The sequence below is a fragment of the Streptomyces arenae genome, assembly GCF_022343545.1.
Classification (GTDB): Bacteria; Actinomycetota; Actinomycetes; order Streptomycetales; family Streptomycetaceae; genus Streptomyces; species Streptomyces humi.
In genome coordinates this window covers 21993-35506 of the sequence record NZ_JAKQYH010000023.1, presented here as the reverse complement: position 1 = coordinate 35506, position 13514 = coordinate 21993, and the positions used below count along the sequence as shown (strand labels likewise).

The following is a 13514-nucleotide window of genomic DNA, read 5'->3' as shown; positions in this document are numbered from 1 at the left end:
CTCCGCGCCGTGGTACGGTTTGCAGGCAACGGCGCGGGGTGGAGCAGCTCGGTAGCTCGCTGGGCTCATAACCCAGAGGTCGCAGGTTCAAATCCTGTCCCCGCTACTGAAGTCGAAGGCCCGGATCCTCTTGAGGATCCGGGCCTTCGTGGTGTCCGGACAGGTGACGAACGCATGTACCGGCCGACGGGGCGCCGCGCCGCTGCCGGGAGTTGAGCGAGATGTGTTTGACTTGTCGTTCTGTGGGCATGTCGACAAAACGCTGAAGTGACCTCACGGTCTGCGGTATACGTGGTGTACCCAGGTTGCAGGTGGTGCGACGATGAACGTTATGGGGGACAAGGCAACTCTGTTCGAGACAGGGCGATTTGTGCAGCCTTCGGGCGAGGAGCCGACCCGCGACGAGGCCGCTGAGGCCGCTGAGGAGGCACGCTGTCGGCTCCAGGCCGAGGGCGGTGACGTCGAGGCGATGAGCGTCCTCGGCGCCATGCTGCTGCGCCGTGGCGACCTCGACGGAGCCGAGCCCCAGCTGCGGGCCGCCACCGCTGCGGGCGACCGCGCCGCCGCCAACAACCTCGGTGTCCTGCTGCACCAGCGCGGCTACCCCGACGAAGCGGCCGGCTGGTGGCGGATCGCCGCCGTCGCCGGATCCGCGGCCGCCGCCCACGCGCTGGGCCGCCACCACCGTGAGCGCGGGGACGAACCGGCTGCCGAGTACTGGCTGCGCCAGTCCGCCGAGCAGGGACACCCGCTCGGCGCCTACGCGCTCGCCGACCTGCTGGAGCACCGCGGTGACACGACCGCAGGACAGTGGATGCGGGCCGCCGCCGAACGCGGCCACCGGGAGGCGGCGTACCGGCTGGCCCGTGCGCTCGACCGCAGGCCGGCGGCGGGCGAGGAGGGCGCCGGGGGTGACGGCGGTGCCGCCGTGGAGACCGCGGCCGGTGCCGCGGAGGCCGCCGAGGCCGAGCAGTGGTACCGGCAGGCCGCCGCGCGCGGGCACCGGCGGGCCGCCCTGCACCTCGGGGCGATCCTGGAGAAGCGCGGCGAGCTGAAGGAGGCCGGGCGCTGGTACCTGACCTCCGCCAAGGACGGTGAGGCTCGGGCCGCCTGCGCGCTGGGCTTCCTGCTGCGCGACGCCGGGGACACCGAGAACGCGGCCATCTGGTGGCTGCGGGCCGCCCAGGACGGCGACGGCAACGCGGCGAACGCGCTCGGCGCGCTGCACGCCGAGCGCGGCGAGACCCAGACCGCCGAACGCTGGTACCGGGCGGCGATGGACGCGGGCGACGACAACGGCGCGTACAACCTCGGGCTGCTCTGCGCCGAACAGGGCCGGACCGCGCAGGCCGAGCAGTGGTACCGGCGGGCCGCGTACGCCGGGCACCGGGAGGCCGCGAACGCGCTCGCCATCCTGCTGCTCCAGGTCGGTGACACGTCCGGGGCCGAACCGTGGTTCTCCAAGGCCGCGGAGGCGGGCAGCGTGGACGCCGCCTTCAACCTGGGGATCCTGTACGCCGGGCGGGGCGAGGACCGGGTCGCGCTGCGCTGCTACGAGCAGGCGGCCGCCGCCGGGCACACCGAGGCCGCGCTCCAGGTCGGCATCGCCCGGCTCCGTGAGGGCGACGAGGCCGCCGCCGAGCTGCATCTGCGGTGCGCGGCGGGCGGCGGCAGCGCCGAGGCCGCGTACCGGCTGGCCGCGGTGCTCGACGCGCGCCGGCCCACGGTGTCCGAGCACGAGCTCGGGGAGTCCTCGCTGAACGTGAAGACGGAGTGCGAGGAGTGGTACGAGCGGGCCGCCTCGCAGGGCCACCGGCGCGCCCAGGTGCGGGTCGGGATGCTGGCCGCGGCGCGCGGGGACGTGGTGGAGGCGGCGCGCTGGTACCGGGCGGCGGCCGAGGCCGGATCGCGCAACGGGGCCTTCAACCTGGGCCTGCTGCTGGCCCGCGAGGGCAGCGAGCCGGAGGCGGCGGTCTGGTGGGAGCGGGCCGCGGACGCCGGGCACGGACGGGCGGCGCTGCGGCTGGCCCTGGTCTACGCGCGTCGGGGTGAGCTGGCGGAGGGCCAGCGCTGGGCCGACCGGGCGGTGGCGCTGGGGCCGGCCGAGGTGAGCGAACGGGCGGGGCGGCTGCGGGACGCGCTGCGGGAGGAGCTGTCCGCGTGAGGGGGCCCTTTCCGCAGGTCAGTGGGGGTCGCGGGGGTTGATTTGCTTCTTCTCGCGTCCCTCACGTAGTGTTGCATTCATCGACGCGGGGTGGAGCAGCTCGGTAGCTCGCTGGGCTCATAACCCAGAGGTCGCAGGTTCAAATCCTGTCCCCGCTACTGAAGGCCGAGGGCCGGAATCCGGAAACGGAATCCGGCCCTCGGTTTTTCCATGCCCGGGTGTCACCGCCGACGGCCGGGTGCCCCACGGTCGGTGCCTACGGCCGGTGGCCGACCGCCTCCTCGTACAGGGCCCGGTCCACCGTCCGGGACTCCGGCAGCGGGGAGCCCGACTCGACGCCCTGGGCGCGGTACGCCGCCTGGAGACGCGTCGTCGTGCCGGCACGGATCTCCCAGTCCATGCGCAGCGGTGGCGTGGCCCGCAGGATCGCGGGATCGGCCTTCAGGAGCTTCGCCAGGTAGGCGACGAAGGTCCCGTCCGCCTTGTAGTCACCCGCGAAGTACGTGTCGACGGTGCGGATGTAGGCCCTGAGCAGCGCCACCCCGGCGTCCACGTCGTCGTTCAGCAGCGTACGGCCGTACAGCATCCCGCCCAGTGGCTCGCCCTGCGGCTGGCCGCCCAGGAACGCGTAGCCCGCCCTGCCGGTGACCTGCCGCCACACCGGGTCGAGCAGCCACGCCGAGTCGACGCCACCGTTCCGCAGGGCCGTGAGGACGTCCGCCGAGCCCAGTTGCTGGTAGCGGATGCGATCCAGGCCGCCGCCATGGCTCGCCAGCGCCTTCTGCATGGGGTAAGCGATCACCGAACCCCTGCCGATCATCGTGCCCAGTGTGCGCCCCGCCATCCGCACGCCGGACGCGTTCTCGCCGTCCTTCAGCCGTACCCACAGGCCGCTCCTCGACCCCGGGGCGGGCGAGAAGTTGCCCGCGACCCACTTGATGTCGAAGCCGCCGCGGACGCCGTTCATCACGGCGGCCTCGGGCGCCGCCCACATCGCGTCGACGTCCCCCTTGGCCAGCAGCGGCAGCGCGTCCGGGGTGGGCAGCACCTTGAGCGTGACGTCCAGCCCCTCCGCCTTGAACTCGCCCTTGTCGAGCGCGACTTCGAGAGGGGCCACGTACTCCGCGCTCAGCGTGCCGGTGGCGATCGTGATCTTCCGGGGCTCGGTGAGGGGCACGGGCGCCGGTTTCCCCGGTGAGCAGCGGGCGGGGGAGCGGGTCGGCGAGAGGTCGGCCGGGTCGGTCCAGGAGGCCCTGCCGCAGCCCGCCACCGGACGGACCGTGCGGGGTGCCGAGGCCGCCCCGGGGTCCCCGGAGTGCGGTGCCGAGCAGGCCGTCGCCACGAGGGCCAGCGTGGCCGTCGCCACCAGGCATCGAAGGGCCCTCATGCCTGCCCCCGTCCACGGTCCCGCGGCGCCCAGGGGGTGAGCAGGCGGCCGACGAACCTGATCAGCTCGGAGAAGGCCACGCCCAGTACCGCGACGCAGACGATCCCCACGAACATCACGTCGTTCTCGAACAGCGCCCGCGAGTCGAAGATCAGATGACCCAGGCCGTCCGTGGCCGCGATCTGCTCGGAGGCGACGATCACCAGCACGGCCACTCCCGCGGCGATCCGGGCCCCGACCAGGACCGCGGGCAGCGAGGCAGGCAGCAGCACATGGCGGAACATCTGCCAGGGCGAGGCGCCGAACACCCGGCCCGCGTCGCGGTGGCCGGACGGCACGGCGAGCACCGCCGACATCGTGGAGATCCAGACGAAGAAGAAGACCGTCACCGCCACCAGGGCCACCTGCGGCCCTTCGCCCAGCCCGAACATGTTCAGGAAGACCGGGAGCAGCGCCAGCTTCGGCACCACGTAGAGGGCGTCCAGGAGGGGTTCCAGGGCGGCCCTGACCAGGGGGAGCGAGCCCATCAGCAACCCCAGTGCGTAACCGGCCGCGGTACCCACGGCGTAGCCGGCGAGCACCCGGCGGCAGGTCGCCCGGACGTCCGGCCACAGGTCGCCCGCCGTCGCCCGGTCCCAGCCGTCGGACAGGATCGTGGAGGGCGCCGGATAGACGCGGTCGTCGATCCAGGCCCGGGTCGCTGCCAACTGCCAGAGGAGGACCAGGAGCAGGGGGACGGCCGCGGCCAGCGCCAGTTCCAGGGCGCGGCGGCGCCGGTGGGTGCGGGCCGGGCGCAGTTCGGCCGGTCCGGGGGCGCGGACCAGGACCGCGGGCTCCCGCTCCGGGGTGAGGGTCGTCATGCCGGTACCGCCTCCTTCCGGAGCAGTTCCCACAGCTCGCTCTTGAGCGCCGTGAACTCCGGGGCGTCGCGGACCTCTCCGGTGCGCGGACGCGGGAACGGCGGGCGGTGCTCGGCGATGATCCGGCCAGGCCGGGCCGACATCACCAGCACCCGGTCGCCGAGCACCAGCGCCTCCTCCAGGCTGTGGGTGATGAAGAGGGTGGTGGTGCGCAGGGCCTGGGTGAGGTCCAGGAGTTCGTCCTGGAGGATCACCCGCAGCTGTGCGTCCAGGGCCGCGAACGGTTCGTCCATGAGCAGGAGTTCGGGCTCCACGGCGAGGGCCCGCGCGATGGCCACCCGCTGCCGCATACCGCCGGAGAGGGTCCCGGGGTACGCGTCGGCGAAGTCCGAGAGCCCCAGCCGGGTCAGCCAGTCCAGGGCGCGGGCGTTCCCCGCGCGGCGCGGGACACGCTGGACGTCGAGGCCGAAGCGGACGTTGGCGAGGACCGTCTTCCAGTCGTAGATGCCGTAGTCCTGGAAGATCATCGCCGCCGGCCGGGCGCTGTCGGTACGGATCTCCAGCCGGCCGCCGCTGGGGCGCAGCAGGCCGGCGGCGATCCGCAGGAGCGTGGACTTGCCGCAGCCCGAGGGACCGACGAGACAGACGAACTCGCCGGTTCCGACGGTCAGGTCGAGCGGGCCGAGGGCGTCGACCCGGCGGGGGGCCCGGCCGAAGGCGCGGGTCAGGGCATGGGCACGGAGCTTCGGATACGGCTCTCCCACGGGAACTCCTCGCAAGAGTGCGGACCCGCCGACCATATGACGACCCGTCAGATTCGGGAACCCCGTGCGCGGGCACGGCGACGCGAGGGCCCCGGCGCCCTTGAGGGGTGCCGGGGCCTTCGGGGGCCGTACGTCAGGCGGCTGCCATGCAGTCCGGGCAGAGGCCGCGGTAGGTCACCTCGACGTCGGAGACCGTGAAGCCGAACCGCTCCGAGCTGGGCAGGTCGGCCAGCGGGTTGCCGGTCGGGTGGACGTCGCGGATGGAGCCGCAGCGGGAGCAGACCAGGTGGTGGTGCGGTTGGTGCGCGTTCGGGTCGTACCGCTTGGCACGCTTGTCCGTGGAGACCTCGAGGACCTCGCCCAGCGTGACCAGTTCGCCCAGGGTGTTGTAGACGGTCGCCCGGGAGATCTCGGGCAGCTTGACGACGGCCCTGGCGTGGACCTCGTCGGCCGTCAGGTGGACGTGCTCGCCGTCGAGGACCTCGGCCACCACGCGTCGCTGCGCGGTCATCCGCCATCCGCGTCCACGCAGCCGTTCCAGAAGGTCACTCATGGAAATCAGCCTAACAGCCGGTGGACCATTTTCCGAAGCTGTGTGACTTTGGAGCGCGACTTGAATTGGACTTAGTCCAATGTCCTAGACGGGTTGCGGCGCCCGGGTCCCGGCCCAGCAGCGGATGACGTCGCGGACCGAGACGATCCCGGCCGGTTCACCGCCGTCGAGGACGATCAGGTGGCGGAAGCCGCCGTCGGCCATCGCGCGGGCCGCCTCCTCCAGGGTCCACGTGGGGGCGGCGAACACGACGTCGTTGGTGGTGTGGGCGTGGATGGGCTCACGGTCCGGGTCCTGGCCCAGGCCGACGGAATTGAGGATGTCGCGTTCGGTGAGGATCCCGATGCCGGCGTCCGGGTCGTGGACGATCGCCGCGCCGACGCGGCGCGCGGACATCAGGGCGGCTGCCTGGCGGAGGGTGTGGGCTGGGCCGACGGTGAGGACCACCGTGCTCATGGCGTCACGGACGAGCATGAAAGGTGCCACCTCCTACGGAACCGCCGATAGTTCAGCGATTCACAAATTCACAAACGGGGGTGCTCTCAGGGTGGCAGGTAAAGCGGGAGTCAACAAGGGGGTGCGCGCAGCCAATTGAGGGCGTGTGCGCTCATATGTGAGGGGGTGGAGCGCTCCCTCGTGCCTCAGGTTCTTCCGTCACGTCCCAGAAGACTGTTTCAGTAACGCTCGGTGAGGTAGGAGAGCAGCTCGTCGTGGAGGAGGCCGTTGGAGGCCGCCGCGTTGCCGCTGTGCGGGCCCGGGCGGCCGTCCAGGCCGCTGAAGGAGCCGCCGGCCTCCGTCACGACGATCGCGTTGGCGGCCATGTCCCACAGGGACAGCTCCGGCTCCGCGCAGATGTCCACGGACCCCTCGGCGACCATCATGTACGGCCAGAAGTCGCCGTACGCGCGCGTGCGCCACACCTCGCGGGTCAGGTCCAGGAAGCCGTTCAGCTGGCCGCGCTCCTCCCAGCCGCTCAACGAGGAGTACGCGAAGGACGCGTCGGCCAGTTTCGACACCTTGGAGACGTGCAGCCGGGTCGCCGAGGACAGGCTGCGCCCGGTGAAGGCGCCATGGCCCTTCGCGGCCCACCAGCGACGGCCCAGCGCGGGTGCGGAGACCACACCGACGACCGGCTGGTAGCCGCCCTCGCCCGCCTCCGTCAGGGAGATCAGGGTGGCCCAGACGGGCACCCCGCGCACGTAGTTCTTGGTGCCGTCGATCGGGTCGACCACCCAGCGGCGCGGACCCGTGCCCTCGATGCCGTACTCCTCGCCGAGGATCGCGTCCCGTGGACGGGCACGCTGCAACTGGCCGCGGATCAGCTCCTCCGCGGCCTTGTCCGCCTCGCTCACGGGGGTCATGTCCGGCTTGGTCTCGACCTTGAGGTCGAGGGCCTTGAAGCGGTCCATGGTGACGGCGTCGGCCGCATCCGCGAGCACATGGGCGAGACGCAGGTCGTCGAGGTAGTCCGGCATGCGACGAACGCTATCTGCCGGGACCGGCGCGGGGCTACCAGGGGGGACGCCCGAGGACCCCCGGAGAGCTCCGGGGACGCCGTGCGGTGACCCTGTGATCAGCGGACGGTGATCGCGGTGACCGGATGGCGGACTCCGGCGCACCCGCGCGTGTTGGCCGAAGGGCGCCCCCTGGTGCCTTCGCGAACCCTTGACAGTCGATTCGTGCGCGTCAAATCTGGGCGCAGAGTCGCTCGCCCGAGGGAGGCGATGATGCCGGCAGCCCGGGAATCCCTACTGGACGCCGCGTACGCGGCGCTGGCACGCCGGCCGTGGGCCACCGTCCGGATGGTCGACGTGGCCGCGGCGGCCGGGGTGTCCCGGCAGACGTTGTACAACGAGTTCGGCAGCAAGGAAGGCCTGGCGAGGGCGCTGGTGCGCAGGGAGGCCGACGGGTATCTCGCGGGGGTCGAGCGGGCGCTGGGAAGCCACAGTGAGGCGCGGGAGCGCCTGACGGCGACGGCCGAGTGGATGGCGCTGGCGGCCCGGGAGAACGTGCTGGTACGGGCGATGCTCACGGGGTGCTGGAGCGAGCGGTTGCCGGCGCCGGCGCTGTCCGCGGTGCCGTCCTCCTCGCCGGTGCCGGCGCAGCGGCGGGCGGACGGGCCGCTGCCGTCACCCGGGGACTTCGTGCAGATCGTGCGGGACCGGGCGGTGGCCGTGCTGGCCGGCGCCGGGCGCGACGGGTCCGGGCGCGACGGGGGCGAGCTCGCGCGGTCGTGCGAGCTGGTCGTCCGGCTCGCGCTGTCGTGTGTGGCCGCGCCGCCGGGGGAGGGGGGCGTCGCCGAGCTGGTGCGGGGGGTGCTTCATCGGCAGCCGGTGTGAAAGAGGGTTCGTGCGGCCGTGAGTACGCGCGGGTGCGTGGGGGCTGGTCGCGCAGTTCCTCCCCCAGCCTTCGGCCGGGGGTACCCCCAGCGCCCCCGTGGGGCGCCTCAGTGTGCGGAGCCTGACAGCTGGAGGCCGATGACGCCCGTGATCACCAGGCTGATCGAGACGATTTTCAGGACCGAGACCAGGTCGCCCAGGAAGACCATGCCGTAGATCGCCGTGCCCGCCGCGCCGATGCCCGTCCACACCGCGTACGCCGGTCCCACGTCCAGCTTCTTCAGGGAGAGGGTCAGCAGACCGAAGCTGCCGAGGGCGAAGGAGGCGAAGGCGATCGTCGGCCACAGCCGGGTGAAGCCGTGGGAGAGCTTGAGGCAGACGGCGAAGCCGGTCTCCAGGATTCCGGCGACGATCACCAGCAGCCACGCCATGTGCTGTCCTCCCGTACGTCCGGCTCGGTGCGATTATGCACTTACCTGGCTCGGGTCAGGACAAACACCGCGGTGGTCAGTCGCCCTCCTTGCGTTCCCGCGTGGCCAGCAGCCGGCGCAGCGAGTAGAGCCGGGCGGGGTCCGCGTGGCCCTCGGCGACCCACTCGTCCAGCGCGCAGTCGGGTTCGTCGTGACTGCACGCGCGCGGGCAGTTCACCGTGCCGGGCTCCAGGTCGGGGAAGGCGTGGATCACGCGGGACGGATCGATGTGCGCCAGACCGAAGGAGCGGACCCCCGGGGTGTCCACGACCCAGCCGTCGTCGCCGGAGAGGGGGAGGGCCAGCGCGGAGGTCGTGGTGTGGCGGCCGCGGCCCGTCACCGCGTTCACCTGGCCCGTCGTACGCCGGCGGTCCACCGGGACCAGCGCGTTCACCAGGGTCGTCTTGCCGACGCCCGAGTGACCCACGAACGCCGTGATCTTGCCGTCGAGATGCTCCAGGACGCGCCGGGCGGCGTCCCCCGTCTCCAGCTCCTCGCGGCTCGTGACCACGTAGGGGATCTCCAGGTCGCCGTACAGCTCCAGGAGCTTGTCCGGCGGAGCCAGGTCCGACTTGGTCATGACCAGCAGAGGGGTGAGCCCGCCGTCGTAGGCCGCGACCAGGCAGCGGTCGATGAGCCGGGGGCGGGGCTCCGGGTCGGCCAGCGCGGTGACGATCGCCAGCTGGTCGGCGTTGGCGACCACCACCCGCTCGAACGGGTCGTCGTCATCGGCGGTGCGGCGCAGCACCGAGCCGCGGTCCTCGATGCGCACGATCCGGGCGAGGGTGTCCTTCTTGCCGGAGAGGTCGCCGACCAGGGCGACCCGGTCGCCGACCACCGCCGCCTTGCGGCCCAGTTCACGGGCCTTCATCGCGAGGATCGTACGGTCGTCGACCAGGCAGGTCAGCCGGCCCCGGTCGACGGTGAGGACCATCCCCTCGGCGGCGTCCTCGTGCTTGGGGCGGATGTTGGTCCGCGGCCGGTTGCCCTTGCGGTTGGGACGGGAGCGGATGTCGTCCTCGTCGGTGTGCTTGCCGTAGCGGCGCATGGTCGTACGCCCCTACGCCCCACCGCTCCCGAGCATCCCGGTCCACAGGTCGGGGAAGTCCGGCAGGGTCTTCGCCGTCGTCGCCACGTTCTCGATCCGTACGTCCGGCACGGCCAGGCCGATGATCGCACCGGCGGTCGCCATGCGGTGGTCCTCGTAGGTGTGGAAGACCCCGCCGTGCAGCGGGCGCGGGCGGATGTGCAGGCCGTCGGCGGTCTCGGTGACGTCACCGCCCAGCTCGTTGATCTCCTTGGTGAGCGCGGCCAGCCGGTCCGTCTCGTGCAGACGCAGATGGGAGACGCCCCGCAGGGTGGAGGGGGAGTCGGCGAGGGCGGCGACCGCCGCGATGCCGGGGGTCAGCTCGCCGACGTCACCGAGGTCGACGTCGATGCCGTGGATCCGGCCCGAGCCGGCGAACTCCAGGCCGTACTCCGTCAGTTCGCAGGAACCGCCCATCTCGGTGAAGATCTCCCGCAGCCGGTCACCCGGCTGGGTGGTCCGGGACGGCCAGTCCGGGATCAGCACCTTGCCGCCCGTCACCAGGGCGGCGGCCAGGAACGGCTGGGCGTTGGAGAGGTCGGGTTCCACGGTCAGGTCACGGCCGAGCAGGGCGCCCGGGGTGACCCGCCAGACGTTCGGCTCGCCGCCCGACTCCGGGGTGTCGACCTGGGCGCCGACCGCGCGCAGCATGTCGACGGTCATCCGGATGTGCGGGAGGGAGGGCAGGCTCGCGCCGGTGTGGCGGACCTCCACGCCCTGGTTGAAACGCGGTCCCGAGAGCAGCAGGGCCGACACGAACTGGGAGGAGGACGAGGCGTCGACCGACACCGGGCCGCCGTCCAGGGCGCCGCTGCCGTGGACGGTGAGGGGCAGCGCGCCCCGGCTCTCGTCGTCGATCCGGGCGCCGAGGGCGCGCAGGGCGTCGATCACGCCGTGCAGCGGGCGCTCGTAGGAACGGGGGTCGCCGTCGAAGCGGATGTCGCCGGTGGCGAGGGTGGCGACGGGCGGCAGGAAGCGCATCACCGTGCCGGCGTTGCCGACGTCCACGGTGGCGGGGCCGCGCAGCCCCGCGGGGATCACGCGCCAGGCCTCACCGGAGCCGTCGGGGCCCACGCCCTCCTCGATGCCCACACCCATCGCGCGCAGGGCGCCGGCCATCAGCAGGGTGTCGCGGGACCGCAGCGGGCGACGCAGCCAGCCGGGCTCGGAGGCGAGGGCGGCGAGGACGAGGGCGCGGTTGGTGACCGACTTGGACCCCGGCACGTGAACCGTCGCGTCGACGGCTCCGCGCGGGTGGGGGGCGGGCCAGAGGGCGGTTGGTGCGGTGGGGTTTGCGGCCATGGGCTCACTTTAATGTGCCGCTGCCTGTGGAGCCTTCGGGTGCGGCGCCGCGGGGGCTGGTCGCGCAGTTCCCCGCGCCCCTGTGATGCTGCCCCTGCGGGGCGAGCATCACATCCGGAGCAGCCACCTGCCCCCGCCGATCAGCGAGCACAGCGACACCGTGTGGAACAGGAACAGCCATACGGCCGCGGGGAGATGGGTGAGGCGGGACAGCTGGTCCGCGTCCGAGTCGCCCGTCCCGCCCCGCGAGCGCTTCGCCTGGAGCTCGAACGCCGGACGCACCCCGCCCAGCAGCAGGAACCACACCACCGCGTACGCGAACGCCGCCTGCACCTGGGGGCCGGCCAGCCAGGACACCAGCAGGAAGGTGCCGCCGGTCAGGAACACCGTCAGTACGCCGTACGCGTTGCGGATCATGACGAGCATGACGACGAGCAGCGCGGTGGCGACCCAGAGGAGCAGCGTGATGCGGCCGGCGCCCAGCAGGGCCGCCCCGCCCAGCCCCAGCAGCGGGGGCGCGGTGTAGCCGGCCGCGGCCGTGAGGATCATGCCGATGCCGTGCGGCTTGCCCCGGCTGAGCGTGAGGCCGCTGGTGTCCGAGTGCAGCCGGATGCCGGTCAGCTGGCGGCCGGTGAGCAGGGCGACCAGGCCGTGACCGCCCTCGTGGGCGATGGTGACGGCGTTGCGGGATATCCGCCACAGGGTGTGCGGGACGACCACCGCGAGCGCGGCGGCCAGGGTCGCGAGGACCACCCAGAGGTCGGGGTCGGTCTGGGTCCCCGTGAGACGGTCCCAGAAGTCGGGCAGCGCGAGGGCGGCGGTGCTGTCCATGGTCCGGTGGTTACTCCCTATGGGCGCGTGGAGTCTGGCAGTGTTGCACGTATGTGCGGACGGTATGCAGCCAGTCGTGGGCCCGAGGATCTCGCAGGAATCTTTGAAGTCGAGAAGTGGGAGCCCGAGGAGACCCTGGAGCCGGACTACAACGTGGCGCCGACCAAGGAGGTCTACGTCGTCCTCGACCGTCCGGTGAAAGACGCCGACGACCGCCGCCCGGTTCGCCAGCTGCGCCGGCTCAAGTGGGGGCTGGTGCCCTCCTGGGCCAAGACGCCCGAGGGCGGCGCCCGGATGATCAACGCGCGGGCCGAGACCGTGCACGAGAAGCCGTCGTACCGCCGTGCCTTCGCCGCCCGCCGCTGCATCGTGCCCGCCGACGGCTACTACGAGTGGGTCACCGCCAAGGAGGAGCGCGACCTGGAGGTCGAGGGGAAGAAGAAGCGGCCGCGCAAGCAGCCCTACTTCGTGCTCCCGGCCGACGGCTCGGTGTTCGCCATGGCGGGGCTGTACGAGTTCTGGCGGGACCGCACCCTGCCCGACGAGCACCCGCTGGCCTGGTGGGCGACCTGCTCGGTGATCACGACGGAGGCGGAGACCGCGCCGCTGGCGGTCGCGCCGGCCGAGGGGCCCCGCACGCTCGCGGACATCCACCCCCGGATGCCGCTGATGCTGACCCCGGACCGCTGGGACGCCTGGCTCGACCCGGCGCGCACCGACGTCGAGGACCTGCGGTCGCTGCTGGCCCCGCCACCGGAGGGCCTGATGCGGGCCTACCCGGTCGCCACGGCCGTCAGCAACGTCCGCAACAACGGCCCGGAGCTGCTGAAGGAACTGGAGGGGCCCGAGGAGGGCACCCTCTTCTAGCCTTCTCCCGTGACCACATCGAAGATCGTCGGTACGGACGCGGGGGACGCCCGCGTCACCTGGCACGAAGCGGAGAAGGCGCGGCTGGTGCTCGCCGTGGGCCATGGGGCCGGCGGCGGCATCGAGGCACGGGACCTGCGGGCGATCGCCGCCGCGCTCCCGGAGCACGGCGTGACCGTGGCCCTCGTCGAGCAGCCCTGGCGGGTCGCCGGGAAGAAGGTCGCGCCCGCGCCGAAGACCCTCGACACCGGCTGGCGGGGCGTGTGGCCGGCGCTCGCCGCGCCCGGGCTGCCGGTGGTCTCCGGCGGCCGCAGCGCGGGCGCCCGGGTCGCCTGCCGTACGGCCACCGAGCTGGGCGCGGCCGGGGTCCTCGCCCTCAGTTTCCCGCTGCACCCGCCGGGCAGCCCGGAGAAGTCACGCGCCGCGGAGCTGCTGGGGGCCGGGGTGCCCACGCTCGTCGTCCAGGGCGGGAACGACCCGTTCGGCAAGCCGGCCGAGTTTCCCGACGGGGACTACGAACTGGTCGAGGTACCCCACGGTGATCATGGCTTCGCGGTGCCCAAACGGGCGGACATCGGGCAGGAGCGGGCAGTGACGATCATCACGGACGCGGTCACCGCATGGCTCACGACCCTCGGGTGACGGCCGGGAATGTTGCGTGACGGAGTGCTGTTGAGGCGGACAGAAGTGCTGGGGCACCAGCGCCGACGCCGAAGGAGAGGAAGTCCGCCGCATGGGTTCGACCATCTGCCCGAGCCGCAGCAGCAGCGCTGACCTGGAGTGGACGGTGCTGCACGCGGCCAAGACCGCTCCTATTCGAGCGGCGGCAGGCACGGGTCGTGTTCTATCCTCCGAGTCGGGTGGGATCGGTTTTGGTCCTGCCCGGGAAC

Annotated in this window: 14 protein-coding genes and 2 tRNA genes; 6 read left to right on the top strand and 10 right to left on the bottom strand. The window is 72.6% G+C overall.

Annotated features, from left to right (window positions below; all coding sequences use genetic code 11):
* Positions 1-32: 32 nt before the first annotated feature.
* The 3 genes from MB828_RS12115 (at position 33) to MB828_RS12105 (ending at position 2322) form a co-directional block, all read left to right on the top strand.
* Positions 33-106: transfer RNA gene (locus MB828_RS12115), tRNA-Met, on the top strand.
* Between the two features lie 216 nt (positions 107-322).
* On the top strand, positions 323-2164 hold the full coding sequence (locus tag MB828_RS12110; RefSeq protein ID WP_207920790.1) for a tetratricopeptide repeat protein: 1842 nt from the start codon (positions 323-325) through the stop codon (positions 2162-2164).
* 84 nt (positions 2165-2248) lie between these two features.
* Positions 2249-2322 (top strand) — tRNA-Met (locus MB828_RS12105).
* A gap of 98 nt (positions 2323-2420) precedes the next feature.
* On the opposite strand, the gene MB828_RS12100 is transcribed toward MB828_RS12105, so the two are convergent.
* From MB828_RS12100 to hisN, 6 genes are all read right to left on the bottom strand, one after another.
* Complete coding sequence (locus MB828_RS12100; RefSeq protein ID WP_301648156.1) at positions 2421-3551, bottom strand: ABC transporter substrate-binding protein; 1131 nt, start codon at positions 3549-3551, stop codon at positions 2421-2423.
* Positions 3548-4411, bottom strand: a complete 864-nt coding sequence (locus MB828_RS12095; protein WP_301648155.1) for an ABC transporter permease — start codon at positions 4409-4411, stop codon at positions 3548-3550. The genes MB828_RS12100 and MB828_RS12095 overlap by 4 nt, the downstream gene beginning before the upstream one ends.
* Positions 4408-5175, bottom strand: coding sequence for an ABC transporter ATP-binding protein (locus tag MB828_RS12090; RefSeq protein ID WP_301648154.1), 768 nt, complete (start codon positions 5173-5175; stop codon positions 4408-4410). The genes MB828_RS12095 and MB828_RS12090 overlap by 4 nt, the downstream gene beginning before the upstream one ends.
* A gap of 133 nt (positions 5176-5308) precedes the next feature.
* The gene (locus MB828_RS12085) at positions 5309-5728 is read right to left on the bottom strand and encodes a Fur family transcriptional regulator (RefSeq protein WP_046731137.1); all 420 of its coding nucleotides are present in this window, start codon (positions 5726-5728) and stop codon (positions 5309-5311) included.
* An 84-nt stretch (positions 5729-5812) separates the two neighbouring features.
* Entirely contained in the window at positions 5813-6202 is a 390-nt protein-coding gene (locus tag MB828_RS12080; protein ID WP_301648153.1) for a CBS domain-containing protein, read from the bottom strand.
* Between the two features lie 200 nt (positions 6203-6402).
* Positions 6403-7203, bottom strand: coding sequence for a histidinol-phosphatase (gene hisN, locus MB828_RS12075; protein ID WP_301648152.1), 801 nt, complete (start codon positions 7201-7203; stop codon positions 6403-6405).
* A 249-nt stretch (positions 7204-7452) separates the two neighbouring features.
* On the opposite strand from hisN, the gene MB828_RS12070 reads away from it, so the two are divergent.
* Entirely contained in the window at positions 7453-8067 is a 615-nt protein-coding gene (locus tag MB828_RS12070) for a TetR/AcrR family transcriptional regulator (protein ID WP_301648151.1), read from the top strand.
* Positions 8068-8174: 107 nt separating this feature from the next.
* On the opposite strand, the gene MB828_RS12065 is transcribed toward MB828_RS12070, so the two are convergent.
* The 4 genes from MB828_RS12065 to MB828_RS12050 all read right to left on the bottom strand — a co-directional run bounded on the left by MB828_RS12065 (position 8175) and on the right by MB828_RS12050 (position 11757).
* Positions 8175-8498, bottom strand: coding sequence for a DMT family transporter (locus tag MB828_RS12065; RefSeq protein ID WP_046731140.1), 324 nt, complete (start codon positions 8496-8498; stop codon positions 8175-8177).
* Positions 8499-8574: 76 nt separating this feature from the next.
* Entirely contained in the window at positions 8575-9585 is a 1011-nt protein-coding gene (rsgA, locus tag MB828_RS12060; RefSeq protein WP_301648150.1) for a ribosome small subunit-dependent GTPase A, read from the bottom strand.
* Positions 9586-9597: 12 nt separating this feature from the next.
* A complete protein-coding gene (aroA, locus tag MB828_RS12055) occupies positions 9598-10926 on the bottom strand; it encodes a 3-phosphoshikimate 1-carboxyvinyltransferase (protein ID WP_301648149.1) in 1329 nt (442 codons plus the stop codon).
* A gap of 108 nt (positions 10927-11034) precedes the next feature.
* Positions 11035-11757: a M50 family metallopeptidase gene (locus tag MB828_RS12050; RefSeq protein ID WP_301648148.1), complete on the bottom strand. Its 723-nt coding sequence runs from the start codon at positions 11755-11757 to the stop codon at positions 11035-11037.
* A gap of 51 nt (positions 11758-11808) precedes the next feature.
* Between MB828_RS12050 and MB828_RS12045 the strand changes: the two genes are divergently transcribed.
* Both MB828_RS12045 and MB828_RS12040 read left to right on the top strand, forming a co-directional pair.
* Positions 11809-12624 (top strand): SOS response-associated peptidase, encoded by an 816-nt coding sequence (locus tag MB828_RS12045; protein ID WP_301648147.1) that lies wholly within the window; start codon positions 11809-11811, stop codon positions 12622-12624.
* Positions 12625-12633: 9 nt separating this feature from the next.
* Entirely contained in the window at positions 12634-13266 is a 633-nt protein-coding gene (locus MB828_RS12040) for an alpha/beta hydrolase family protein (protein WP_301648146.1), read from the top strand.
* The last annotated feature ends 248 nt before the right edge of the window (positions 13267-13514 follow it).